Origin of the sequence: Pseudomonas sp. SJZ080 (genome assembly GCF_007828295.1) — a bacterium.
In the GTDB taxonomy this organism is placed as follows: Bacteria; Pseudomonadota; Gammaproteobacteria; order Pseudomonadales; family Pseudomonadaceae; genus Aquipseudomonas; species Aquipseudomonas migulae_A.
This window is the reverse complement of the sequence record NZ_VIUK01000043.1, coordinates 1-24546: the sequence shown is the minus strand read 5'-3', so window position 1 is coordinate 24546 and position 24546 is coordinate 1. Positions and strand designations below refer to the sequence as shown.

Annotated in this window: 17 protein-coding genes and 1 pseudogene; 5 read left to right on the top strand and 13 right to left on the bottom strand. The window is 60.3% G+C overall.

What is annotated here, in order from left to right; genetic code table 11:
* Positions 1–356: 356 nt before the first annotated feature.
* From FBY04_RS31060 to FBY04_RS31045, 4 genes and pseudogenes are all read right to left on the bottom strand, one after another.
* Positions 357–1801 (bottom strand): annotated as a pseudogene (locus FBY04_RS31060) (SulP family inorganic anion transporter).
* A 194-nt stretch (positions 1802–1995) separates the two neighbouring features.
* Entirely contained in the window at positions 1996–2889 is an 894-nt protein-coding gene (locus FBY04_RS31055) for an NAD-dependent epimerase/dehydratase family protein (protein ID WP_145319385.1), read from the bottom strand.
* A 103-nt stretch (positions 2890–2992) separates the two neighbouring features.
* Entirely contained in the window at positions 2993–3904 is a 912-nt protein-coding gene (locus FBY04_RS31050) for a LysR family transcriptional regulator (RefSeq protein WP_084323566.1), read from the bottom strand.
* A 136-nt stretch (positions 3905–4040) separates the two neighbouring features.
* Positions 4041–4631: an NAD(P)H-dependent oxidoreductase gene (locus FBY04_RS31045; RefSeq protein WP_145319382.1), complete on the bottom strand. Its 591-nt coding sequence runs from the start codon at positions 4629–4631 to the stop codon at positions 4041–4043.
* 163 nt (positions 4632–4794) lie between these two features.
* Here FBY04_RS31045 and FBY04_RS31040 point away from each other — a divergent pair, with 163 nt between their 5' ends.
* Positions 4795–5109, top strand: coding sequence for a putative quinol monooxygenase (locus tag FBY04_RS31040; RefSeq protein ID WP_084323570.1), 315 nt, complete (start codon positions 4795–4797; stop codon positions 5107–5109).
* Here FBY04_RS31040 and FBY04_RS31035 read toward each other — a convergent pair.
* Positions 5099–5863 (bottom strand): sulfite exporter TauE/SafE family protein, encoded by a 765-nt coding sequence (locus FBY04_RS31035; RefSeq protein ID WP_145319379.1) that lies wholly within the window; start codon positions 5861–5863, stop codon positions 5099–5101. The two genes, FBY04_RS31040 and FBY04_RS31035, sit on opposite strands and share 11 nt — an antisense overlap.
* 207 nt (positions 5864–6070) lie before the next feature.
* On the opposite strand from FBY04_RS31035, the gene FBY04_RS31030 reads away from it, so the two are divergent.
* From FBY04_RS31030 to FBY04_RS31020, 3 genes are all read left to right on the top strand, one after another.
* The gene (locus FBY04_RS31030) at positions 6071–6955 is read left to right on the top strand and encodes a LysR substrate-binding domain-containing protein (RefSeq protein WP_145319376.1); all 885 of its coding nucleotides are present in this window, start codon (positions 6071–6073) and stop codon (positions 6953–6955) included.
* A 104-nt stretch (positions 6956–7059) separates the two neighbouring features.
* Positions 7060–8463 (top strand): amino acid permease, encoded by a 1404-nt coding sequence (locus FBY04_RS31025; RefSeq protein ID WP_145319373.1) that lies wholly within the window; start codon positions 7060–7062, stop codon positions 8461–8463.
* Between the two features lie 169 nt (positions 8464–8632).
* The gene (locus FBY04_RS31020) at positions 8633–8977 is read left to right on the top strand and encodes a cupin domain-containing protein (protein WP_008024653.1); all 345 of its coding nucleotides are present in this window, start codon (positions 8633–8635) and stop codon (positions 8975–8977) included.
* A gap of 152 nt (positions 8978–9129) precedes the next feature.
* Here FBY04_RS31020 and mmsB read toward each other — a convergent pair whose 3' ends face one another.
* Entirely contained in the window at positions 9130–10017 is an 888-nt protein-coding gene (gene mmsB, locus FBY04_RS31015) for a 3-hydroxyisobutyrate dehydrogenase (RefSeq protein WP_084323578.1), read from the bottom strand.
* Positions 10018–10027: 10 nt separating this feature from the next.
* A complete protein-coding gene (locus FBY04_RS31010; RefSeq protein ID WP_145319370.1) occupies positions 10028–11554 on the bottom strand; it encodes a CoA-acylating methylmalonate-semialdehyde dehydrogenase in 1527 nt (508 codons plus the stop codon).
* A gap of 152 nt (positions 11555–11706) precedes the next feature.
* Between FBY04_RS31010 and FBY04_RS31005 the strand changes: the two genes are divergently transcribed.
* Positions 11707–12654 (top strand): LysR family transcriptional regulator, encoded by a 948-nt coding sequence (locus tag FBY04_RS31005; protein ID WP_145319366.1) that lies wholly within the window; start codon positions 11707–11709, stop codon positions 12652–12654.
* On the opposite strand, the gene FBY04_RS31000 is transcribed toward FBY04_RS31005, so the two are convergent.
* From FBY04_RS31000 to recC, 6 genes are all read right to left on the bottom strand, one after another.
* Complete coding sequence (locus FBY04_RS31000) at positions 12651–13145, bottom strand: OmpA family protein (protein WP_084323584.1); 495 nt, start codon at positions 13143–13145, stop codon at positions 12651–12653. The genes FBY04_RS31005 and FBY04_RS31000 overlap by 4 nt on opposite strands.
* Positions 13146–13150: 5 nt before the next feature.
* Positions 13151–14419: a diguanylate cyclase domain-containing protein gene (locus FBY04_RS30995; protein ID WP_145319363.1), complete on the bottom strand. Its 1269-nt coding sequence runs from the start codon at positions 14417–14419 to the stop codon at positions 13151–13153.
* On the bottom strand, positions 14416–14991 hold the full coding sequence (locus FBY04_RS30990; protein WP_084323588.1) for a YfiR family protein: 576 nt from the start codon (positions 14989–14991) through the stop codon (positions 14416–14418). Before FBY04_RS30990 ends, FBY04_RS30995 begins: the two co-directional genes overlap by 4 nt.
* A gap of 119 nt (positions 14992–15110) precedes the next feature.
* Complete coding sequence (gene recD / locus FBY04_RS30985; RefSeq protein WP_145319360.1) at positions 15111–17219, bottom strand: exodeoxyribonuclease V subunit alpha; 2109 nt, start codon at positions 17217–17219, stop codon at positions 15111–15113.
* Complete coding sequence (gene recB / locus FBY04_RS30980) at positions 17216–20908, bottom strand: exodeoxyribonuclease V subunit beta (protein ID WP_145319357.1); 3693 nt, start codon at positions 20906–20908, stop codon at positions 17216–17218. Before recB ends, recD begins: the two co-directional genes overlap by 4 nt.
* Positions 20905–24357: an exodeoxyribonuclease V subunit gamma gene (gene recC / locus FBY04_RS30975; protein ID WP_145319354.1), complete on the bottom strand. Its 3453-nt coding sequence runs from the start codon at positions 24355–24357 to the stop codon at positions 20905–20907. Before recC ends, recB begins: the two co-directional genes overlap by 4 nt.
* Positions 24358–24546: the final 189 nt, after the last annotated feature.

Sequence of the window (24546 nt, the reverse complement as noted above, 5' to 3'; positions counted from 1 at the left end):
AACGATCAGGGCAATGATGGCAATGGCGGCATACACCAGCAGCCAATAGCCGAAGGACAGGGTCATGCGGTACTCCTCGAAAGGGTCACGTCGAAAGTTTTGTGAAACTCTTAAAACATTTCGAGACGCGATATTCAAACGAGGTGAAAGTAATTTTCGTAGAGGGGTAAGGGTTGTCGCGCAGAGGTATGCGGGGTCGGTGAATATGAAAATCAGGCACGCGAACTTTCATCCGCTTTCCTGTGGGAGCGGGCTTGCTCCGGGCAGCGTTACGACGAAAGCGGTAGGTCAGCCAACACCTATGGCGACTGACACTCCCTCTTCGCGAGCAAGCCCGCTCCCACAGGGTTGGGGCCTCAGTCGTGATTCACCCGCGCGCGCTTAAGCAGTTTCTTGCAGCGCTCAGACAGATGCAGCACACGCAGGTGCTTGCCGGCCTTGGCGTAGCGCTCACGCAAAGTCTTGAGCGCGGCGATGGCCGAGTAGTCGACGAAGCTCAGGTGACGACAATCGATCGTCACCACGGACGGGTCATTGGCAGGATCGAACTGGTTGAGAAAAGGCGTCGTCGAGGCAAAGAACAACGTGCCATGCAGCAGGTAAAGCTTGCTGCCATCCGCTTCGAGGTGACTGTCGGCGTACAACTCGCGAGCCTGCTGCCAGGCGAAGTTCAGCGCGGCAATAATGATCCCGCACAGCACAGCCGTCGCCAGATCGGTGAACACGGTAATGACCGTCACCGCGACGATCACCAGCACGTCGTTCAGCGGCACTTTGTTCACCACCCGCAACGAAGCCCAGGCGAAGGTTTGCTGCGACACCACGAACATCACTCCAACCAATGCAGCCAGCGGGATACGCTCGATCAACGGTGATAAAAACAGGATGAACAGCAGAATCAGCACGCCGGCCACCACGCCGGACAATCGGCCACGCCCCCCGGAGCTGAGGTTGATCACCGTCTGGCCGATCATCGCGCAGCCGCCCATGCCGCCAAACACACCGGACACCATGTTGGCCGCGCCCAGCGCCACGCACTCGCGATCCGGGAAGCCACGGCTTTCGGTGATTTCGTCGGTCAGGTTCAGGGTCAGCAGGGTTTCCAGCAGACCGACCAGCGCCATCAGGATCGCGTAAGGCGCGATGATGCGCAGGGTGTCCAGCGTCCATGGAATGTCCGGCAATGCAAACGTCGGCAAGCCACCGGCGATGTGCGCCATGTCGCCCAGCGTGCGGGTCGGCAGGCCGAGCAGATACACCGCCAGCCCCCCCCCAGAATCGCCACCAATGCCGGAGGTACGGCACGCGTCAGGCGCGGCAGCAGATAGACAATCGCCATCGTCAGCGCCACCAATCCGCTCATCACATAAAGCGGTGTGCCGCTGAGCCAGGCGTCACCGCTCTTGAAGTGTTCGAGTTGCGCCAGCGCGATGATAATCGCCAGGCCGTTGACGAAGCCGAGCATTACCGGGTGCGGCACCATGCGCACCAGTTTTCCCAGTTTCAGCAACCCGAACGCCAGCATGATCAGGCCACCCAGCAACACCGTCGCGAGTAAGTACTGCACACCGTGCTGCACCACCAACGCGACAATGACCACTGCCATCGAACCGGCCGCACCGGAGACCATCCCCGGCCGTCCGCCGAAGAGCGCGGTCAGGGTGCAAATGATGAACGCGCCGTAAAGCCCCATCAACGGATTGAGGTGGGCGACGAGCGCGAAAGCAATGCATTCGGGAAGCAGGGCGAATGAGGTAGTGAGTCCGGCCAGGACATCGGCGCGCAGACGGATTGGTTTCATGGGGGATCGGACACAGCAGGGAAAGAGGAGGCGGATGTTACGGAATTGAGGGAAACCCGGCCAGTTGTAGGGCTGCGGGAAACGCCTTCGCGAGCAAGCCCGCTCCCACATTCGAGCGCATTCCATCTGGAGGAATACGGTCGAATCTGGGAGCGGGCTTGCTCGCGAAGGAAGCGACGCGGTCTAGAGCGAACTCACACCATCTCGTCCCGAATCCATTCAACCACCGACGTCCGCTTCGGCACCCAGCCCAACAACTCACGCGCATGCTTGCCGCGAACCCGGCTGTTGGAACCCAAACCATAGTTGGCCATCTCATAACCCCACTCGGCCTCGGCATCTTTCAGCGGCCAGTCTTGCGGCTCGCCCAGATTCAACGCCTCGGCAATCGCCGTGGTCATGTCGATGAACGACGCTTCACCACTTTCAACGAAGTAGAACGTGCCCGGTACGTTTTTGGTCAGCGCCAGCAGGTACAGCGACACCACGTCTTCGATGTGCACATTGGACCAGATGTTCTGGCCGGTGCCGACATGACGCACCACGCCACTTTTGCGCGCCTGTTTCAGCAAGCGCGGCAACTGCACGCTGTCTCGTTTGACGCCCAGGCTGTGGCCGTAGATCAGGGTGTTGCAGATCACCGCCGAGTTCACCCCGTCTTTTGCCGCAGCGAGGATCAGGTTGTCGATGGCCACGCGAGCAGCCTTGTCGACCGTCGGTTCTGGCAGGCTGTCTTCCTGATAGATGACGTCGCTGGATTTACCGCCCGACGCATCGCCGACGATGCTCGAACCGCTGGTGTGCAGGAACACTTTGCCGGAACCGCGCAAGGCATTGAGCAAGGCTTCCACTGCACCGCGATGGTCGCTGCTGGCGGCGTTGATCACGGCGTCGGCAGCGCGAGCCTGTTCGGCCAGTAGTGCACTGTCGTCAAGAGTACCGATGACCGGGGTGATGCCCAAAGCGCTCAACTCATTGGCCTGTTCGGTGCTGCGCACCAGGCCGGTGACCGTGTGGCCAGCGCGGACCAGGCCCGTGGCGATGGAGCCGCCAATAAAACCGGCAGCGCCGGTAACGAATACGTTCATGGAGAAACTCCCTGCGTGAATAAGTGATGCAACGAGTATCAAGCAGTCATCACTGACGAAAAATCCCCGTTGACCCAATTCACTCTTGCGCAGGGATCACGAATCAGCCCTTGAAATCCGAGTTTGCGTAAACCGCCAATTTGCCCTGGATAAAGTCCAGAAAGCACTGAATCCGCAGGGCCAGTTGCGAGTTGCGGTAGTACACCGCGTTGATCGGCTGACGGTAGCCGCTGTTGAAATCCGCCAGCAGCACCTTCAGACGCCCGGCGCGGATGTCGTCGATGGTCATGAAATGCGACAGGCTGGCAATGCCCTGGCCTTCCAGCGCCAGGTGCCTGATCGTCTCGCCGCTGGACGCGCTGATCGACGCCTGAATCGGCCAGCGATCACCGTGCACATAGCGCAATGGCCACTGGTTGAGGCCTTCGTTGTTCGTAAAGCCCAGCAGTGCGTGCCCGGTCAGGTCCTCGACCACCATCGGTGTGCCGTGTTGCTCAAGGTAGGCCGGGCTGGCGACGATGTGCAGCGGACTGCAACCCAGCGAACGGGCGTGCAGGGTCGAGTCGGCCAAAGTGCCGATGCGGATGGCGATGTCGGTGCTCTGTTCGAGCAGGTCGATGATCAGGTCGTTGCTGTTGAGTTCGAGCTGAATGTCCGGGTAGAGCCGACGGAATTCGTCGATGTACGGCACGATGGCGTGCAGCATGAACGGCGAGGCGGCGTTGATCCGCAGGCGCCCGGACGGGGTTTGCTGGCGCGAATTGAGGCGTTCTTCGAGCTCGTCCATCTGATCGAGAATCAGCTTGGCGTGCTCGAAGAAATACTTGCCCTCCTCGGTCAGGTCCATGCGGCGCGTGGTGCGGTTGATCAGTGTGGTGTCGAGCTTGGCCTCCAGCCGCGACAGCGTACGGCTGACCGCCGAAGGTGTTTGCCCGACCTGCTCGGCAGCAGCGGAAATGGACCCGCACTCAATCACGCAGACGAAAATCTGCAACTCATCGGATCTGGCTTTCACGTGTGGCCCTTATCGATAATTCACCGCCGCTTTTACTGTAGGAGCCGGCTTGCTGGCGATAGCGTTTTCGAAGACGCCATCGCCAGCAAGCCGGCTCCTACAGTTTGGGATTCCAGATGACGATAGTAGCCGAGCCTCAGGCTTTGAGGTTGAACACCTCATTCAGGTGCTGCTCATAGCGCGCCACGTCGGCTTCGATGTTCGGACGCTTCATCACGTCAACGCACAGGAACGTCGGCAAACCGGTCATGCCGATAAACTCGTTGGCCTTGTGGAACGGGAAGTACACCGCGTCCACGCCCTTGGCTTCGAAGAAGTCGGTCGGGTCGTCGAAGGCTTGCTGCGGCGCGTTCCAGGTCAGCGACAACATGTATTGCTTGCCCTGCACCAGACCACCGCTGCCGTACTTTTGCGAGGCGTCGGAACGGGTGCGACCGTCGCTGGCGTAGAGGCTGCCGTGGCCTTCGGTGAAGACTTCGTCGATGTACTTCTTCACGGTCCATGGCGCGCCCATCCACCAGCCGGGCATCTGATAAATGATCACGTCGGCCCAGAGGAATTTGGCGACTTCTTCGGCGACGTCGTAACCCTCGTCGATGAAGGTGCCTTTCACGTCAATGCCGCCGCGATCCAGCACGCTCAACGCGGCTTCATGCAGGGTGGCGTTGTAGCGGCCGTCGGAGTGAGCAAACTTTTTGCCGCCATTGAGCAACAGGACTTTTTTCATGAAAAATCTCGGAAGGGTCAGAAATTGGATGGCGGCAGGTTAATGGCCCGCCTCGCGCGGAATAAGCCCTGAATTCACAAAACTCATTTGACTCATACGCACGAATCAACACGCGATTGTTGCCATAGACTTGCGCCGATTCTGAACTTGAGGAGGTTTTCTGATGAGTGAAATGCAAGGCTTCATCCTGCACGCCAAGACCCGCCCGGAAAAATCCGATGCCTTCGAAGCGTTTTTCCGTGGCTATGTGCAAGCCAGCCGTGCCGAACCCGGCTGCATCGAGTACCACATGCTGCGCGACAAACAGGATCCGACCCTGTTTATCTTCTTCGAGATCTGGCAATCCCAGGCCCACCTCGACGTCCACTCGAACCTGCCGCACATGAAGCAGTTCCTCGAGCAGCGCGAAGAATATCTGGAGCAGGATTTCGAGATCCGCGACATCGAGATGCTTAGCCCGTCGTCCGCTACCCGCTGATCAGCAAGTGGCCGCCGAGTGCGCCCAGGCCGATGAAAAACACGCGTTTGAACAAGGGCGCGCTGATCCGCTGACGCAGCCATTGCCCAAGCAACATGCCCAGCACTGCCGGGATCAGCGCCAGCAATGACGCGCTCAACTCGCCACCGCCCAACGCCCCGCGCCACAACAGGCCGGCGGCGAGTGCGAGGGTCGACACGGTGAACGACAAGCCCAGCGCCTGCACCAGTTCATCCTTGCTCAAGCCCAGTGCTTGCAGGTACGGCACCGCCGGAATCACGAAGACGCCGGTGGCCGAGGTGATGACGCCGGTCAGCACACCGCACATCGGCCCGAGCCAGCGTTCGGTCGGGTTGCCGACGCGCAAGGTCGGCAGGAACAACCCGCTCAGCGCGTAGAGCAGCAACGCCGCGCCCAACCCTCGCACCACCCAGTGACCGCCGGCCATGCCGATCCACAGCGTGCCGGCGCCGGTACCGATGAAGATCGCCAGCAGCATCGGCCACAGCCGTTTGACCAACCCGCGCAAATGCCCGCCGAATGCCAGTTGCCAGACGTTGGTCAGGGTCGCGGGAATGATCAGTAGCGCCGCAGCCTGCGACGGCGCCATAGCCAGACCGAGCAGGCCCATGGCGATGGTCGGCAGGCCGAGCCCGATGACGCCTTTGATCATCCCGGCCAGCAAGAACGTCGCAATGACCAGCAGTGAAAGGGCCAGACCAAGGTTTTGGTAGAACGCGGCGAGTGTATTCATGGGGCTATCCTGAGCCCGGAATGGTCGGGTGAAAATCTGCCATATACTGAGGTTGCCTCTTGTTTTGGTAGAGGCATAGGAAATTGTAGATGCAACTGACGCCTTCGCGAGCAAGCCCGCTCCCACAGGGGAATGTATTTCAAATGTGGGAGCGGGCTTGCTCGCGAAGGCGTCCGACCAGACAACACATACCAGAAGGCCGTTCTAATGCACTTCGACCTGACCGACCTGCGCCTCTACCTGAACATCCTCGATACCGGCAACATCACCGCCGGCGCCGCTCGCAGCCATTTATCCCTGGCGGCGGCGAGCGCGCGAATCCGTGCGATGGAATCCTCTCTGGGAACCGATTTTCTCGAACGCGGTCGGCGCGGTGTCACCCCCACGCCTGCGGGAAAAGCCCTGGCGCAACACGCCCGGCTCCTGTTGCAACAGGCCGAACGCATGCAGCAGGACCTGGCCGAATATGCCAAAGGCGTCAAAGGTCAGGTGCGCTTGTTGTGCAACACCACAGCAATCACCGAGCACCTGCCGGAAGTGCTGGCGGACTTCCTGTGCCACCATCCCAACCTCGACATTGACCTGCAAGAGTTGCCCAGCGCCCGTATCACTCACGCCCTGCGCCAGGGCGCTGCAGACCTTGGCATCGTCTCCGATGCCGTGGACACCCAAGCCCTCGAAACCCTGCCCTTTCGCGATGATCCGCTGGTGCTGATCATGCCGCCCGACCATTCACTGGCGAACGGCGCGCCCCCGAATTTCAGCGACACCCTGCATCACGATTACGTTGGCCTGAGCGCCAACAGTGCACTGGCGGTGTACCTCGAAGAACAGGCGCTGCACGCGGGGATGCGCCTGCAAATCCGCATCCGTGCGGAAGGCTTCGACGGCGTGATGCGCATGGTCGCTCACGGTGCCGGGCTGGCGATTGTGCCGCTGGCGGCGATCCAGCGCCGGGCCGTCGGTCATCCGTTCAAGTGCTTCGCCCTGAAGGAAGAATGGGCACAGCGCAAACTGCTGCTGTGCGCCCGCTCATTCACTGGCCTGCCCGGTTACGCCAGAGCCTTGCTCGACGCGTTGCGCGCGCCTTGAACACCAGTGTTTGGCCCAACTGGCACCTGTATGACGAAGGCCACGCAGAGTAATATCTGCCCCTTCAAATCAGGCCTGGCCACAACAACCAAAAAGGGAACCAGATGGCGGATGAAATCTTGCAACCGGCAACGCTCAAGCGGAGGTTGAAAAATCGTCACATTCAACTGATCGCATTGGGCGGCGCCATTGGTACGGGGCTGTTCCTGGGCTCCGCCGGAGTGCTCAAGTCCGCCGGACCGTCGATGATCCTCGGCTATGCGATTGCCGGTTTCATCGCGTTCCTGATCATGCGCCAACTGGGCGAGATGATTGTCGAAGAACCGGTGGCCGGCTCGTTCAGCCACTTCGCTCACAACTACTGGGGCGGTTTTGCCGGTTTCCTGTCCGGCTGGAACTACTGGGTGCTGTATGTGCTGGTGGGCATGGCCGAGCTGACCGCCGTCGGCAAGTACGTGCAGTTCTGGTGGCCGGAGGTTCCCACCTGGGTCAGCGCGGCGGTGTTCTTCGTGCTGGTCAACCTGATCAATACGCTGAACGTCAAAGTCTTCGGCGAGATGGAGTTCTGGTTCGCAATCATCAAGGTCGTGGCCATCATCGGCATGATCCTCCTCGGCTGCTACATGCTGTTCAGCGGCACCGGCGGCCCGCAAGCATCGGTGAGCAACCTGTGGAGCCACGGCGGTTTCTTCCCCAACGGCACCACCGGTCTGCTGATGGCGATGGCGTTCATCATGTTCTCCTTCGGCGGCCTGGAACTGGTCGGCATCACCGCCGCCGAAGCCAGCGAACCGCGGAAGGTCATTCCCAAGGCCATCAACCAAGTGGTTTATCGGGTGTTGATCTTCTACGTCGGTGCTCTCACCGTGTTGCTGTCGTTGTATCCCTGGGACCAACTGCTGCAGACACTGGGCGCCTCGGGCGATGCCTACAGCGGCAGTCCGTTCGTGCAGATTTTTGCCTTGATCGGCAGCGACACCGCCGCGCAAATCCTCAACTTCGTGGTACTCACCGCCGCGCTCTCGGTCTACAACAGCGGCGTCTACTGCAACAGCCGCATGCTCTACGGCCTGGCCGAACAAGGCGATGCACCCAAGGTGCTGATGAAGCTGAACAAGCAAGGCGTTCCGTTGCTGGCACTGGGCGTTTCAGCGTTGATCACGATGCTGGCGGTGCTGGTCAACTACGTTGCCCCGCATGAAGCGCTTGAGTTGCTCTTCGCCTTGGTGGTTGCCTCGCTGATGATCAACTGGGCGCTGATCAGCCTGACGCATCTGAAGTTTCGCAAGGCCATGGTGCAGCGCGGCATCGTGCCAGGCTTCAAGGCCTTCTGGTCGCCGTACACCAATTACCTGTGCCTGGCGTTCATGGCCGTGATCATCGGCGTCATCTGGATGATTCCGCCGGTGCGCGCTTCGGTGTACGCCATGCCGGTGTGGGTATTGGTCATCTACGGGTGCTACCGGTTGCGCATCGCCCGGCATCGAAAGCTGCCAGTGGCTCAATAAACACTGAATAAAAAAACGCCCCGGCATTCGATGAATACCGGGGCGTTTTTTTATGGGATACGTCCATGACCGAGCGTTTCTGGACACCCCGATGTCGAGCACAGACAACTGATGCCGCACCAAGCCCGATAGGGTGCGACTTCAGTTATCCCTCACGCTCGGAGTCATCATGTCCGCACCGATTACCGTTCTTCGCGACACTCACCCACTGCCCGTCCTCGACGCCTGCAAATGGGAAAAGCTCGAAGGCGATCCGCACACCGTCAACCTCAACGCCTACACCAGCGAAGACGGCAGCAAGATCATGGGCACCTGGATCTGCACGCCGGGCAAATGGTATGTGGAATACGTGAAGTGGGAATACTGCGACTTCCGCGAGGGCTACTGCATCATCACCCCGGAAGGAAAAGAGCCGATCCATCTGCGTGCCGGTGACATTTTCGTCATTGAGCCGGGGATGAAAGGCACGTGGGAAGTGGTTGAAACCGTGCGCAAGTATTTCGTGTTTGCCTGATGCAAAAAAACCGGGAAATCACCCGACGTGATTTCCCGGTAAATGTCGATGCGCACATGCAATACCTGTAGGAGCCGGCTTGCTGGCGATGGGGCCGGCACATTCAACATTGATGGTGACTGATCCGCCGCCATCGCCAGCAAGCCGGGCTCCTACAGTGGTTTGCGATAGCTGTTGATGATCGCCGAGAAGTCCTTGCCACCTTCCCCACGCTGACTCATCGCCTGATACAACTGCTGGGCCACCGCGCCGAGCACCACCGGTTGGTGCGCCTGACGTGCCGCTTCCGTGGCCAGTCCCAGATCCTTGAGCATCAGTTCGGCACCGAAACCGCCGGTGTAGCCGCGCGAGGCCGGCGCCGTTTCGACGATGCCCGGCCACGGGTTGTACATCTCCGAACTCCAGCAACGCCCCGTGGAACTGTTGATGATCCCGGCGAGCACCGTGGTGTCGATCCCGAGCGCATCACCCAGCGCCATGGCTTCGCTGACGCCAACCATGGAAATCGCGAGAAGAAGGTTGTTGCAGATCTTGGCGATTTGCCCGGTGCCGACTTCGCCACAGTGGACGATGTTGCGGCCCATCTGCGCCAGCACCGGTTGCAGGGTGGCGAACAGCTCCGGCGTGGCGCCGACCATGAAGGTCAGCGTCCCGGCCGCCGCGCCGCCAGTGCCACCCGACACTGGCGCATCGGCCATGGCCACGCCTTGCTTGGCAGCGGCTGCCGCGACATCACGCGCCGTTTGCGGATCGATGGTGCTGCAATCCACGGCCGGCACGCCTTTGGCAATTCCCGCCAGCACGCCGTCTTCACCCAGCCACACGCTGCGCACATGCACCGCGGCGGGCAGCATGGTGATCACCAGTTCTGCACCTTGAGCCGCTTCACGGGCCGTCGGGCTGATGCTGCCGCCCAGTTGTTCCAGCTCGGCCAGAACGGTTTTGTTCAGGTCGACCAGCCGCAGCGAATGGCCGGCCTTGATCAGGTTGCGCGCCATCGGCGCGCCCATGTTGCCGAGACCGATAAAAGCAATTTTCATGTCCGGCTCCTTAACGCAAGTTGATGGTGGTGTTCACACCGTCATTGACGCTGTCGTCATCGAACCAGCGACTGGTGACGGTCTTGGTCTGAGTGTAGAACTGCACCACTTGCTTGCCATACGGGCCGAGGTCGCCGAGCTTGGAACCGCGTGAACCGGTGAAGCTGAAGAACGGGACCGGCACCGGAATTGGAATGTTGATGCCGACCTGACCCACGTCGATTTCGCTCTGGAATTTGCGCGCCGCCGCACCGCTCTGGGTGAACAGGCCGGTGCCGTTACCGAATGGGTTGGCGTTGACCAGGGCGATGGCCTCGTCGAGCGTGTTCACTTCCAGCACCACCAGCACCGGGCCGAAGATTTCCTGGGTATAGATCTGCATATCGGGCGTCACGCCGGAGAACAGGGTTGGGCCCACAAAGTTGCCCTTCTCATAGCCAGGAACCGTGATGTCGCGACCATCCAGCTCAAGCTTGGCGCCTTCCTTGATGCCGCTTTCGATCAGATCGAGGATCCGCGCCTTGGCTTTTTTGGAGATCACCGGGCCCACATCAGTGCCCGGCTCGCTGCCGGCATTGACCTTGAGTTTCTGCGCCAGCGCCTTCAGGTCTGGCAGCCATTGCTTGGCCGCGCCCACCAGCACCACCACGGAGGTGGCCATGCAACGCTGACCGGCCGCACCGAAACCGGCACCGACCAGCGCATTCAGCGCTTGTTCGCGGTTGGCATCCGGCAGCACAACGGCGTGGTTTTTCGCACCCATCATCGATTGCACGCGCTTGCCGTGTTTGCCGGCCAGGTCGTAGACGTGAGTACCAACGGCGGTCGAACCGACGAAGGAAACGGCCTTGATATCTTTATGCGTGCAGAGCGCGTCCACCACGTCCTTGCCGCCATGAACGACGTTAAGCACGCCTGCCGGAACGCCGGCCTCGATCGCCAGCTCCACCAGCAGCATGGTTGACATCGGGTCCTGTTCGGACGGCTTGAGCACGAAGGTGTTGCCGCAGGCGATGGCCATCGGGAACATCCACAGCGGAATCATCGCCGGGAAGTTGAACGGGGTGATGCCGGCGCAGACGCCGATAGGCTGACGCAGGGTGTAGGTATCGACGCCGCCCGCGACGTTCTCGGCGAATTCGCCCATTTGCAGACTGCCGATGGAGCAGGCGTGTTCGACCACTTCCAGGCCGCGGAAAATATCGCCTTCAGCGTCGGCTATGGTTTTGCCCTGCTCGTTGCTGAGCACCACGGCGATGCGTTTGGAGTGCTCACGGATCAGCGCCTGAAGCTTGAGCATGATGCGCATGCGCGCGCCGATCGGGGTCAGCTTCCAGGTCTGGAAGGCACGATGGGCGGCACTGATCGCGGCGTCGACTTCCTGCGCCGTGGCGAACGGAACCTTGGCCAGTACTTGCTGGGTCGCCGGGTTGACGATGTCGTGCCATTCGGAGGTCTGGGATTCGACCCACTCGCCGTCGATCAACAGCTTGACCTTTTGCACAGTGGTTTCGTTGGGCGTGAGCGATACGTTCATGCTGGTCTCCTGGACATTGTTCTTATACAGAGAGCTTTCAGGGGAGAAACTCGCCTGGGGATGAGACGGCTGTCGCGATTTGGTTGTCGGACTGTTTTTGGAGTATAGATGTGCAAACTTCTAATAAGAACGCACATAAAAGCCGGTCCATCATGCAAAAAAACATCACGTCTTTAGGTTCACTGAACTGGGATGACCTCAAGTTTTTCCTTGAAGTCGCCCGCACCCGCAAGGCCAGCACCGCGGCCAAGCGCCTGGCGGTGGACTACACCACTGTGTCCCGGCGCATCAGTTCGCTGGAAGCGTCGCTGGGCACGCTGCTGTTCGAGAAATCCCGGACCAGCGGTTTCGTCCTGACCGCCGAAGGCCAGCGATTGCTCGGTTATGCCGAGTCGATCGAAAGCACATTGCACATGGCCTGCGAGCAGGTTTCAGGTTCCGGCGTGGCGCTGTCGGGGCACGTGCGGATGGGGTGCACGGAAGGATTCGGCAGCTTTTTCATCACCCCGCAACTGAGCCATTTCGTCGATGCCTACCCGGCGATCTCGGTGGACATCCTTCCACTGCCGCACTTCATCAGCCTGTCCAAGCGCGAGGCGGACATCGTCATTGCGCTGGAGCGCCCCGAGCATGGCCCCTACGTCTGCTGCAAACTCTGCGACTACAAATTGCAGCTGTACGCGACCCTGGACTATCTGGACAAACACCCGCCCATCCACCGCCCGGCAGACTTGGGCAAACATTCATTCATCAGTTATGTCGACGACCTGGCGTTCAGTTCGGAGCTGTTGTACCTGGCAAACGTGCTGCCCGGCGCCAGTGCCAATCTGCGCAGCACCAGCGTAATCGCGCAATTCGTGGCCGCGCAGCAGGGGCGGTCACTGGCGATCCTGCCGTGTTTCCTCGCCGCGCAGGACCCGCGTCTGCTGCCGGTGTTGCCGGAGGAGATCAACATCACCCGGCAATTCTGGATGTACTGCCGGGAGGACTTGCGCAAGCTCAAGCGGATCACCCTGTTGTGGGATTACATCCGTACGGTCACCGAGCAGAATCAAGGGCTGTTGATGGGTGAGCGGCGGGACATGGTGTTCGCCGATTAATCGGCGCTGACCACGATCGACACCCGGCGGTTCTCGGTTCGGCCGGCGGCGGTGTCGTTGGAGGTGACGGGCTGACTGCTGCCGAGGCCGCGTAGCTGGATGTTTTGTTCCTTCATGCCCGCTGTGGTCAGAACCTTGCCAACGCTTTTCGCGCGGCGCAGGGACAGCTGTTCGTTATACGGTTCTTTGCCCGAGGTGTCGGTGTGACCATCGACCCGCACTCGCTCGATCCCGACACTCAGCAATGCCTTGCCAATGCGTTCGACGATCTCGGTGCTCTGCAGATTGAGCGTTTCGACGTCACTGCCAAACAACACTTTGCCAGACAACCCGAATGCCCAGCCCTCGTCGGTCAACTCGAAACCTTGCTGTTTGAGCATCGTGACCTGCGCCGGGGTCAGGCCTTTTTGCGGTGCCGTCTGGCAACCGGACAATGCCAGCACGGCCATGAACAGGGGGATCGTGAAGAATCGCAGGGGGAGTGAGAACACGGGTATTAGCTCCTGGTTTGAACATCGGCGACAGGGTGCTCCGCCCCTGACGTGTGCTGAGCACCTCTGGCGAGGCGCTTGGCTTGGTACATGGCCGCATCGGCAGCGTGGAGCAAAGCCCCCGGTGTCGTCCCATGATCGGGGTACACGGCGATGCCGATACTGAGAGAGGTCAACACTTGGCTGGTCCCCGGCAACGGGATCGGCATTTCCATGCTTTCAAGGATTTTGTCGGCGATCCGCTCGGCGTCTTCGGTCTTGTGCAGCGGGGTCAGCAGGACGGCAAATTCATCGCCCCCCAGACGCGCTACCAGATCGTCTTCGCGCAGTTGCGCACGAACCCGATTGGCCACGGCCACCAGCACCGCATCGCCGGCGGCGTGACCGAAGTTATCGTTGATCTCCTTGAACCGGTCGCTGTCGAGAAACAGCACTGCCACGCGTTCGTTGAGCTTGCTGGCGTTGCGCAGAGAACGAATCAATCGGCCTTCGAAAAACGCCCGGTTCGGCAGCCCGGTGAGGCTGTCATGGCTCGCCTGGTGGGCCAGTGTTTCGTTTTCGCTTTGCAGGTGGGTCTGCCAGGATTCGAGTTCGTCGAGCAAGGCATTGAAGTCGTTGCCCAGGTTGTCGAGTTCGGCAATGGCGGCCGGCGGCACACGCCGGTCGAAGGCACGGTCACTGCGTGCAGCATGAGCCACGGAAGCCAGGCTGCGCAGGGGGCCCGTGATCCCGCGAAGTTGTCGGCGTGCGAGATACAGCGCCATCCAGGCGCTGACAGCGGTGCACAGAATGATACCCACCAGTCCACTGAGCAAAAAGCGCATCAGGCTGCCACCGTGACCGGTGAGCTGGACACTGCCGATTTCCTGGCCCTGATGGACAATCGGCATGCTGATCGGTTTTTCCAGAAACGCCTTGGCCATCTGCATTTCCAGGTCCGAGAAAAACCCGGTTTCCGGTCGCTGCCAACGGGCCAACAACTTGCCCTGCTCGTCCAACACCTGGGCATCAGCCACTTCTTCGGTGGACGCGATCAATGCCAGGGCCTCCGTGGCGGCCGCCTTGTCGTTGAACACCACCGCTGCTTCCACGGTGTAGTTGATGGAGCGTGCAATCAGGTGCAGGTTGTGGTCGGCGTAAACCCGCAAGGCCAGTACACCCAGCAACGTCAGCGAGACGCTGGCCATGGCCACGCCCACCAGCGCGACGATCAAATGACCGCGACCGATGACCGAGCGCAAGGTCGGGCGGCTATCCGGTTTGAATAGCGTCATGGTGCCGCCGGCTTGCGGCGGGACAGTTGCAGCACGCTGGGGTGGATTCTCACGCCGCTACGGGCGACGGAATCCAGATTGACCTCAAAAGACACCTGCTCATCGCCGACTCGCAGGCAGAACAGGCTGCCGACGGTGCATTGGTCATCGCTTTCGCTGATGCTCAGCACCGGACGCCCCGCCAGCGAAGCGAAGAGCCGGCTGCGTTCCTCGCTGGTCAGTTTGCCGATGTACACTGCGTCGCACTCACCGACAATGGACGGGTTGTCGGCCAGCAAACGGCGCACGGTAACGGGACGGCCGGTGGCCTGGGTCGTGCCTTTGACCAGATCGTCGGTGTATTCGGTGGGACCGACTATGCACAAACGCAGTTGTGCTGGCTCAACAGGCCAACGGGCATAACTGAGGATGCCGAGTACTACCTGCGTAACGGCTTGGGCGCGTTGATCGGCCATGCCGGGTAGCGTCTGCACTTGCGCGAAAACGAAGCCACTGAGCAAACAGAGAAGGCCTGCCAGCATGACTCGCTTGCAGACAACAATGCGCTCTGTCGTCCAGACAGCCACCTTCATGCAGGGATTCTCTTCGATCGTATCAGGATGATGCCGCAACGATAGCATAGCGTCGAAACGCTCGCGAGGCGGCACAAGACGGCACTTCGGACAGTTTCCGTCGTCAGGCGCTGCCTTCTTCAATCCCCCGGCGACATGGCCTCTTCCAATTCCAGCATCAGCCCGCTCAGGCGCTTGACCTTGCGTCGCACCGCCTCTTCAAACACGCCGGCTCGCGGTTCGATCAAGGTAAACCAGTGCTTGGCGCGGGTGATGCCGGTATAGATCAGCTCCTTGGTCAGAACCGGGTTCAGGGCGTCCGGCAAAATCAGCGCCGTGTGGGCGAACTCGGAGCCCTGGGACTTGTGCACGGTCATGGCGTACACCGTTTCGACATCATTCAGCCGGCTCGGCAGGACAAAGCGCACACCGCCCTGGCCGTCGTTGCGCGGGAAGGCAACGCGCAGCACCTGGCGCCCTGCGTCGGGCCCCTCGCGTTCCGGCAGCTTGAGAGCAATGCCGATGTCACCGTTCATCAAGCCCAGGCCATAGTCGTTGCGGGTCATCAGCACTGGCCGACCTTCGTACCACGGCTGGTTGCTGTCGATCAGTCGGGCCTTGAGCAGCGCGTCAGTCACTCGCTGATTCAGGCCTTCCACGCCCCATGGCCCCTTGCGCACGGCGCACAGCAACTGGAAGGCATCGAAGGCCTGCAGCACGTCGCGAGCCCAATCGGTCCAGCGCGGATCATCAAGGGTGCTGTCGAGCGACGGTCGCCGATCGCGCAACAGGCTCAGGTAATGCCGATACCCTTGCGGCCCGTCGCCGTGGCCTTCGAGCAACAAGCGCTCCAGCGCCCTGTCGTGCTCACCTTTGAGAGGCAGGGAAAACACATCATCATGGTTTCCAGCCGCCAATAACTTGCGAGCTTCTTCCGGTTGCTGCCGATTGACCCAGCGAGCCAGTTGGCCAATGCCGCTGCCCTCGCCGAACCGACGAGAGTGGCGCAGCATCACGACCTGCTGGGCCAACGGATGAGTCCCGTGGGTGTCTTCCTGCAAACCACTGGTCTCGAGGTTTTCACCACTGATCGCTTCCAGCCACTGGCGCGTCTGTGGGCTGTACCAGCCTGCCTCGGCGTCGCGACACAAATCGCCCAGCACGGCGCCGGCTTCCACCGATGCCAGTTGATCCTTGTCACCGAGCAGCACCAGTCGGGCATGGGCCGGCATCGCGTCGAGCAGATTGGCCATCATTTCCAGGTCGATCATCGAGGCTTCGTCGACCACCAGAACATCCAATGGCAAACGATTACCGGCGTGGTGCCGAAAGTGTCGGGTTCCGGGACGGCTGCCGAGCAGGCGGTGCACAGTGGTGACGTCTGACGGAATTTTTTCTCGCACGGCCTCGGCCACTTCCAGCGTCCGGACTTGCTGGCTGATGGACTCCGTCAGCCGTGCCGCCGCTTTACCGGTGGGGGCGGCGAGACGGATGCGCAGTGGTTTGCCTGCCTCCACCGCCGGTGCCTGCAACAGCGCCAGCAAACGTACGACCGTGGTGGTCTTGCCGGTCCCGGGACCGCCGGTGACGATGCTGAATGCACTGCGGGTCGCCAAGGCACACGCGAGTTTCTGCCAGTCGATCACCTCGCCGGGCCGAGCCGGGCCGAACAGACCGGTGAGACGTTGGGACAAATCATTCGGTGTGGATTCGTGCTCCGCCAGACGCAGGCGCAGCGCGTCATCGATACGTCGCTCGTACCCCCAGTAACGGCGCAGGTACAAACGTTTTCCCGATAACACCAACGGTCTTTGCTGTGCCGTTTCGCTGCTATCGGCCGCCAATGCAACCAGACTGCTGGCAGCCAGGACCTTGCACCAGTGGGCGCCGTCCAGCGTCTCAAGCAATTGCGAAGGCAGCAGCATCGCGCCACTTTGCAGGTCGCCTTCCGGTGGCAAGGAGAGGGCGAAATCCGGTGCCTTGAGCGTCTCGAACAGATCCAGGCAGACGTGACCGTGACCCAGTTGATGACTGGTCAACGCCGCCGCCAGCAGCACCAATGGATCACCGTCTGGAGCAAGCTCGTGCAAAAAGGCAACGAAGGCTTTGTCCAGCGCCCGCAACCAGCCGCGCTCGACCCAGCGCGTGAGCAACAACAGCAAATCATCGGCACGGCTCAACGGCGCCAGACCTGCCAGGCTTTCGGCTGCCAACGGTGTGGGCAACAAATCGGCGAAGGTGCGGCTCATAGCAATACTCCCTGTTCCCAGGCCGGTTCGGCCTTGGGTTCCGGCTTACCCTGGAACAGCCGGTCCAGACGCTCAATCAGCTCTCTGGGAGGACGGGCAAAATACACGCCCTGACTGGACGCGCGCGTTCCGCGCAGGAACAGATACAACGCCCCTCCGACATGCCGGTCGTAATCGTAATCGGCCAGCCGCGCCTTGAGCTGACGATGCAGGGCCAACAGGTACAACACGTATTGCAGGTCGTAGCGATTGTCCAGAATCGACTGCTCCATGGCCTGTTCGGTGTAGGCCATGTCATCGACGCCCAGCCAGTTGGATTTGTAATCGGCGACGTAATAACGACCATCGTGCTCGAACGTCAGGTCGATGAAGCCTTTGAACATGCCATTGAGCAGCACCGGTTCGGCCGCGACACGGGCAACACCATTGTGAGTGTATTGGCGGACCAACTCGTCGAGCTTGAGTACATCGACCTTGTGGCTGGCGAACCAGAACTCCATCTCGACACGGTATTGCTTCAGTTGCCCAAGAATCACGGGCGCCTGTCCCGCGCCGATGTGCAGCGGGGATTTGAGCAAGTGCTGCAGCCAATCGCTCAGCGTGGTGATCCAGCCTTCCCAGCCACGACGGTTGCAGCGACGGGCAATCGCGTCTTCCACGGCTTGCGGCGTGGCGGCAAAACCTTCGTCACCGGCCCACTCAAGCAAACCATGGAGAAAGGTGCCGGGATTCGGACCGCGAGGGAATCGATGGATATCGGCACCGCCGGCGATCACTTCGCGCGGCGCTTCGGGATCGAGGCGCTCGTCGTCGAACAACTTTTGCGCCTGCGAGTTTTCCGGTGCCTCGTCACTGCCCATGCTCAGGGTTTCGCCAATGCGCAGGGCGCTGTAGGAAGCAATCCACCAGTTTTCGCTGGCCTTGCGCTTGGGGATCAGGGGAGCGAGCAACGTCGCATCGTTCTGCGGCGGATGGTAATGCTCATCCGTCTTTTCAGGCATCTCACTGTAATTCAGCGCGGGACAATCCTGCTGCAGGTCTTCCAGCCAACGCCTCAAGCCTTGCGACTCCGCTAATGGAGCACCGCCGCCCAACAGGTAACCCAACGCAGAAAGGTGCAACACCGAGCTGTTGTTATTACCGCGCTTGAGGTCAGTGACGCCGAGCCAGCAGGCGTGTTGAGCCCGGGTCAGCGCCACATAAAGCAAACGCAGATCCTCGGCCAGGCGTTCATCATCCGCCAGTGCGATCAACTCGGGCGTGGGCTTCAGGGTGACTCGAGCATTGCCCGACTCATCGTGGTAATGCAGCGGCAAACGGCTGCCGTCCACCGGTTTCGCCGAACACACGAACGGCAGAAACACCAAGGGATACTCAAGCCCCTTGGACTTGTGAATAGTCACGACCTTGACCAGTTGCTCGTCACTCTCCAGGCGCAGGATCTGCTCCTCACCCGCCTGACCGGACAGCGCCAGATGTTCGGACAAGTGCCGGATCAAAGCTTGCTCGCCGTCAAGTTCGGCGGCCGCCTGTTGCAGCAACTCCGACAGATGCAGCAAGTTGGTCAGCACCCGCTCGCCGTCACTGCGCGCAATCAATGCCTGAGGCAGCTGGAAGTCATGCAGCAAACGACGCAGCATGGGCAGCACGCCTTGCTTGCGCCAGAGCTCGCGATAACCACGGAACTGCATGACCCGCGCTTCCCAGGCAAGCTCGTCCTGATTCAACCGCTCAAGCTCGGCCAGCGACAGGTTCAAGGTGATGCTCGCCAGCGCTGCCCGCAACGGACGCTCGACATCCGGCTCGGCACAGGCCTTGAGCCAGGTGAGCAGATCGTGGGCTTCCTGGGCGGCGAACACCGAGTCCTTGTCCGACAGATAAACGCTGCGCACACCACGAGCGGAGAGTTCGGCGCGTACGGCCTGAGCTTCTTTGCCGTCGCGCACCAGGATCGCGATATCCGCCGGTAACAGACCTCTGAAGCCCTTGCCGTCCTGGAGGAAACCGGCCTTGCCTTGCTGTCCGCCGTTAAGCAACGTGGTGATTTCACTGGCGCAGGCGGCAGCCAATTGCTGTCGGTAAACCGCGCCGGACAGCGGTTGATCGGCGGACAGGTGCCAGATGTTCAGCGCGGGTACAACCTGCCCCTCGATGCTCAGAATTTCTTTGCGTCCCTGGGAGGCGACCGGCAGAAACGGCACGGGATTTTCGCCATTCTTTTCGCGAAACAGGAAGGCGCCACGCCCTGCCTCGCGCGATTCGGCGCGCTCAAATACATGGTTTACCGCACCGACCATGCCATGGCTGGAGCGGAAGTTGGTGCCCAATGTATGCAGTCGGCCAGCGGTGGCCTGGCGAGCGCGCAGGTAGGTATAGATATCGGCACCACGAAAGGCATAGATCGCCTGCTTTGGGTCTCCGATCAGGAACAGGCCGCATTCGGGGTTGTTGTCTTCGATGCGATAGATGCTTTCGAAAATCCGGTACTGTACCGGGTCGGTGTCCTGGAACTCATCGATCAACGCCACCGGAAACTGTTCGCGAATCAAGGTCGCCAGGCGCTCGCCTCCCTCGGATTGCAGCGCGGCATCAAGGCGCAGCAACATGTCATCGAAACCCATTTCCGCGCGACGACGTTTTTCTGCCTCGAACCGTGCACCCACCCATTGGGCGGCGTGTTGCAGAACCGCGGCATCGGGAGTCGGTAATCCATCGAGACTGACCTTGAGGCCAGGCATGGCGTCCAGTCCCGGATGATTGGGGACTTCGCTTTTTTTCCACGCTTCAGCCATACCCTCGGGGGTCAGGCGAGTGAAGCCAGTGCCGATATCCAACTGCTCAAGCAATTCGTCTTCGGCCCAGGCCTTCAACTTTTCGAACCAGGGTTCGAAGTAGCGCGCCTGCATCTTGCGCCCATCGACGCTTTTGCTGGCAACACCCTCGTGACAGATCGCAAGCAACTCGTCTGCCCACTGACGCCAGGGCATTTTGAGTTCGATCAAAGCTGCCCGTCGTTCCTGCAGACATTCAATGATCAGCTCGGCAGGCTCTTTGCCTGCGACACTGTCGCGTTCACTGGCGAACAACCCACGAACTCGTGGCAACAGGGCCGCCGGACCGCCCCAATTACCGCGCACCCAGTTCAGCGCATCGCCTTGCATCGGGTAGCAGAACAATCGCCAGTAATCGCGCAGGACTTCGCCCAGCAAATCACTGTGATCGGTTTCCAGGGTCTGGGTAAACAGGCTGCCACTGTCGAACGCATGCTCGCGCAACATTCGCTGACACCAGCTGTGGATGGTCGAGACAGCCGCTTCATCCATCCACTGGGCAGCGATGTCCAGACGGTTCGCGCATCCGGGCCACTGCTCCGGAAGGTACTGATCGCGCAGCTCCGCAATCAGGGCATCCGGCGGCGGTGTTTCATCGCGGAAAAACCGCGCGGCTTCTGCCAGGCGCGTTCGAATACGTTCGCGCAGCTCCTTGGTCGCGGCGTCAGTGAAGGTCACAACGAGGATTTGCGGCGGCAACAATTCACGCCCGAAGCCACTCGATTCGCCACCGTGGCCGAGGACCAGGCGCAGATACAGCGCAGAAATAGTGAAGGTTTTTCCGGTCCCCGCACTGGCTTCAATCAGTTGACTGCCGCGCAGCGGGAATGCCAGGGCCAGCGGTGTTTTCGCGGTCATGAGCGCGCCTCCTCGCTGCTCAATGAACGCCACGGCGCTTCAAGCATCGGTTTGTACAAAGCGTTGCACCAATCAGGGAAGGTCTCATCGGCAATCAGTGCGTCGTAGTCGGCAAACTGCCGGGCAAGCGCGGGACTTTCCCGGCGCTCGCCATCCGAGGTGATGCCGTCGCCTTCATAGGCTTTGCGGCCAGCGGCATCGGCTTTGACCGGATCTGTCTGAGCGAGCCAGGCAAACGCTGTTTTCACCGCAATGGGCAGAGGCTGACGCATGCCCGTTTGCCAGGCCATCAACAGGTCGCTCAGGATTAGGGATGCGGTATTTTTTTCAATCGGCCCCAGTAACAGACTGTCGTCACTGGCCACAAGTGCAGTGGTCATCTCCATGCCACTGGCACAAGCAACCAGATGATTGATCCATGGTCGTGTCAGACGATGCCACTTGCGGGATTTGATTGAGCCGATGCTGTTGGGGATCGTGGTGATCGACAGCAATCCACCGTCTGCGCGTTGATGCAGACCGCTGAGCCAACCTTCAAGGCGCAGACCTTGAAGTTCAAGATTGACTGGCAGAGCGCTGGCGAGTGGCGTGGGCCATAACGTCAGAAGCTGTTGATAGCGTTGCAGCAGATCCGGCAACGGTTCGATCAACTCTCGTTGCAGGCATTCGCCGAAACCGGCCATGGGCAGTAGCCCGCTGTTTTGCAGGCGTTTGGCATGCGCGTCCAACACCTCATCCGCACGCTCAAGCTGTGCCAGCGCGGCACCAAGCAAACTGTCGCTGAGGCTATAGCGTTGCAGCGCATCAAGTACAAAGGGCTCTTCATCGGCCAGCGGCACTTCAGCGGCTTCGAAGAACACCTTCAATCGCTGGCTGAAGAAATGTCGCACAGGATTGCGCAGGAAGTCCTGCAACTGACCGAGGCTCAGCGGCTCTTCCTGAACGTAAGGGGCCAGGATGTTGGTTTCGCTTGTTGGCTCAACAGCTTGATGAAGCACCTGCCATTCGTTGGCGAAGCTGAACAGGTCATCGCCTTCATGGAAATAACGGGCACTGAACGGCTGCAACGGATGCTCCTGAGTCAGGGCCTCAAGCAGATCTTCATCTGCATTGTGCAATCGCCAGCCACTGGCCAGATGGTCGCGCAACTGGCCGATCAATACGGACGCGGGACGCTCGCTGTTATCGCGAATGCTCCGGCCGACCCAACTGATATAGAGCTGATCACATGCCGACAGCAGCGCCTCCAACAGCAGATAGCGGTCATCTTCCCGGCGCGAGCGGTCACCCGGTCGGTAATCGCTGCCCATGAGGTCGAAGTCCAAAGGCGGTTGCGCGCGCGGGTAATCGCCGTCATTCATGCCAAGCAGACAGACCAGTTTGAACGGGATCGCGCGCATCGGCATCAACGTGCAGAAATTGACTGCGCCGGCGAGAAAGCGCTGGGACAAGCGACCTTGATCAAGGCCGGCGAGCCAGGCTTCGCGAACGACAGTCAACGGTAATTCGTCGTGCAAGCCGACCGACTCACAGGTCTCAAGCCAGGTTTCACGCAACTCTTCGAGCTGGGCCAACAGATAGTCGTCATGTTCATTACTGGCCTGGAAAAACAACTGCACCAACGCCTGCAACCGCATGCCCCATTGCATGGGCGGCGCCGGTTGCGAGAGTTCCCGGTGGGCAATCTCCAGCGCGTCCAATAAAGCAACCAGAGGACCGATGAGTGCGGCATCCAGACCACCAATCTCGTCGTAGGGCTCGATGCCTTCGCAGGCACTGCCGCTTCCCACTGCATAGCCGAGCAGCATCCGTCGCAGCCCGAAACGCCAACTGTTCTGTTCCAGTTCCTGAGGCAGGCCTAAACCCGCTCGTTGCCCGGCGTTCATGCCCCAACGGATGCCTGCGCCTTCAATCCAGCGATGCAGGGTGGGCAAGTCTCGCTCCTCCACACCAAAGCGAGCGCGCAGGGCCGGAACATCCAACAGGTCGAGGATTTCGCTGACGGGGAATCGACTGTCCGGCAGTTTGAGCAAATGTTCGACAGCGATCAGCAACGGATCACGGCCTCGTTGCCCCTGATCTGCGAGCGTGAAGGGAATGAAGCGCGGATCATGGCGTTCAAGCTGCCCGAATACTGCACGAATATGCGGGGCGTAGCTGTCGATATCCGGGACCATCACGATGACGTCGCGAGGCCTCAGCTCAGGATCTGCACTGAAACGGGAGAGCAACTGATCGTGAAGGATCTCCACCTCGCGTTGGGCGCTATGGGCGATGTGAAAACGGATTGATTGATCCACTTTTGGATCGACTGCCGGCCAGCGCTCACGCGTTTCATTCAGAGGACGTAATTCAAGAATGTCATCCTGCAATTGATTGAGCATGTTCAGTGGCTGGCTATCACTGAACAGGTCGATTCGCCCGTCACGAAATGCCGAACGATAGCTATTGGGATCGTCGTAGCTATCGAGCAGATTGATGTAGTCCCGCCCCTGTTTGCCCCACGCAGCCAACAGGGGGTGGGCATGCTGATGCAGGGTTTGCGGATCGAGGACAACCGGCATGCCACTCTTGCGAGCCTGACGTTTGTATTGATGCCGTAACAGGTCTTTATCGGCGACGATATCCGCCCAATGGTGACGACACGGGTTATGAACGCACAGCAAAACCTGACTGAAACGGGCCAGCCCGGCTAGCGCTTCCAGCGCCTGGGCGGGAAGCGAAGAAATACCGAAAACGATCACTCGTGAAGGAAGTCCATCCGGCGCAGTGTCCAGGCTGTTGATACGTTCGATAAATCGCTGATGGACGCCGGCACGGCTTTGCGCCATGCCTTGTTCACCGACATCCAGCAACAGTGCACGCCACAATTCTGCCTGCCAGCAGTTGGCAGGGGTCAGGGCTTTCGCTTCACCCCGAACGTTGCGTAGTTGATGACGACCTTCTGCCCAGTCCTCGAGCCAGTCGGCTCGGTACACCTGGTATTGGTCAAACAAGTCGGCCAGTCGCTCGGCCAGTTGATAGCGTTTGCGCAAATCGGTGTCATGGGTAAGAAAACGTTGCAGAGGTTCGAAGTGTGGATGATCGATCAACTGCGGAAGCAAGCGCATGAGGCGCCAGGTCAGCGGGGCTTTATCGAGCAGGGATTTGATCGGGATTTCATCTCGTCCAAGGACCATGCGATAGAGCTGCCACATGAAGCTGCCCGGCAACTGCACATCGATCGCTGCCGCGATACCGCAGCCGCCCATGTCGTCCTCTTTCGGGTCCTCAGCCAGTGCCAGTTTCAACCACTGGGCGATACCATTGCTCTGTACCAAAGCGATTTCATTTTCCAAGGGGGCCAGCGGGTAGCGCCGCATCCAGCTGACCACCAGGCTGCGCAACTCGTCCAGGCGGTTGCCGTGAACCACCATAAAACCAGCACTGAGGGACGTTGCGTCCGGCATAAAGGCTTCCTTGGAAAAATACAAAAGCTAGGGCCGAACCTTAGCATTGTCGGGAGACTGTGACAGCCGGGAGCCGTCCGGCATTGCTGTACGAACTTTCCTGCGGGCAAAACAAAACCCCTACCTGCATACGCAGATAGGGGTTTCGGAATTTAATCTTGACGATGACCTACTCTCACATGGGGAAAC

Bases quoted from the DNA above. Each gene is read 5' to 3' on its own strand.
- FBY04_RS31025 (WP_145319373.1), top strand. From the start codon at position 7,060: ATGGCGGATGAAATCTTGCAACCGGCAACGCTCAAGCGGAGGTTGAAA.
- mmsB (WP_084323578.1), bottom strand. From the start codon at position 10,017: ATGAAAATTGCTTTTATCGGTCTCGGCAACATGGGCGCGCCGATGGCG.
- FBY04_RS30995 (WP_145319363.1), bottom strand. From the start codon at position 14,419: ATGACGCTATTCAAACCGGATAGCCGCCCGACCTTGCGCTCGGTCATC.
- FBY04_RS31035 (WP_145319379.1), bottom strand. From the start codon at position 5,863: ATGAATACACTCGCCGCGTTCTACCAAAACCTTGGTCTGGCCCTTTCA.
- FBY04_RS31010 (WP_145319370.1), bottom strand. From the start codon at position 11,554: ATGAACGTATCGCTCACGCCCAACGAAACCACTGTGCAAAAGGTCAAG.
- recD (WP_145319360.1), bottom strand. From the start codon at position 17,219: ATGAGCCGCACCTTCGCCGATTTGTTGCCCACACCGTTGGCAGCCGAA.
- FBY04_RS31055 (WP_145319385.1), bottom strand. From the start codon at position 2,889: ATGAACGTATTCGTTACCGGCGCTGCCGGTTTTATTGGCGGCTCCATC.
- recC (WP_145319354.1), bottom strand. From the start codon at position 24,357: ATGCCGGACGCAACGTCCCTCAGTGCTGGTTTTATGGTGGTTCACGGC.
- recB (WP_145319357.1), bottom strand. From the start codon at position 20,908: ATGACCGCGAAAACACCGCTGGCCCTGGCATTCCCGCTGCGCGGCAGT.
- FBY04_RS31005 (WP_145319366.1), top strand. From the start codon at position 11,707: ATGCAAAAAAACATCACGTCTTTAGGTTCACTGAACTGGGATGACCTC.
- FBY04_RS31040 (WP_084323570.1), top strand. From the start codon at position 4,795: ATGAGTGAAATGCAAGGCTTCATCCTGCACGCCAAGACCCGCCCGGAA.
- FBY04_RS31030 (WP_145319376.1), top strand. From the start codon at position 6,071: ATGCACTTCGACCTGACCGACCTGCGCCTCTACCTGAACATCCTCGAT.
- FBY04_RS31045 (WP_145319382.1), bottom strand. From the start codon at position 4,631: ATGAAAAAAGTCCTGTTGCTCAATGGCGGCAAAAAGTTTGCTCACTCC.
- FBY04_RS31020 (WP_008024653.1), top strand. From the start codon at position 8,633: ATGTCCGCACCGATTACCGTTCTTCGCGACACTCACCCACTGCCCGTC.
- FBY04_RS30990 (WP_084323588.1), bottom strand. From the start codon at position 14,991: ATGAAGGTGGCTGTCTGGACGACAGAGCGCATTGTTGTCTGCAAGCGA.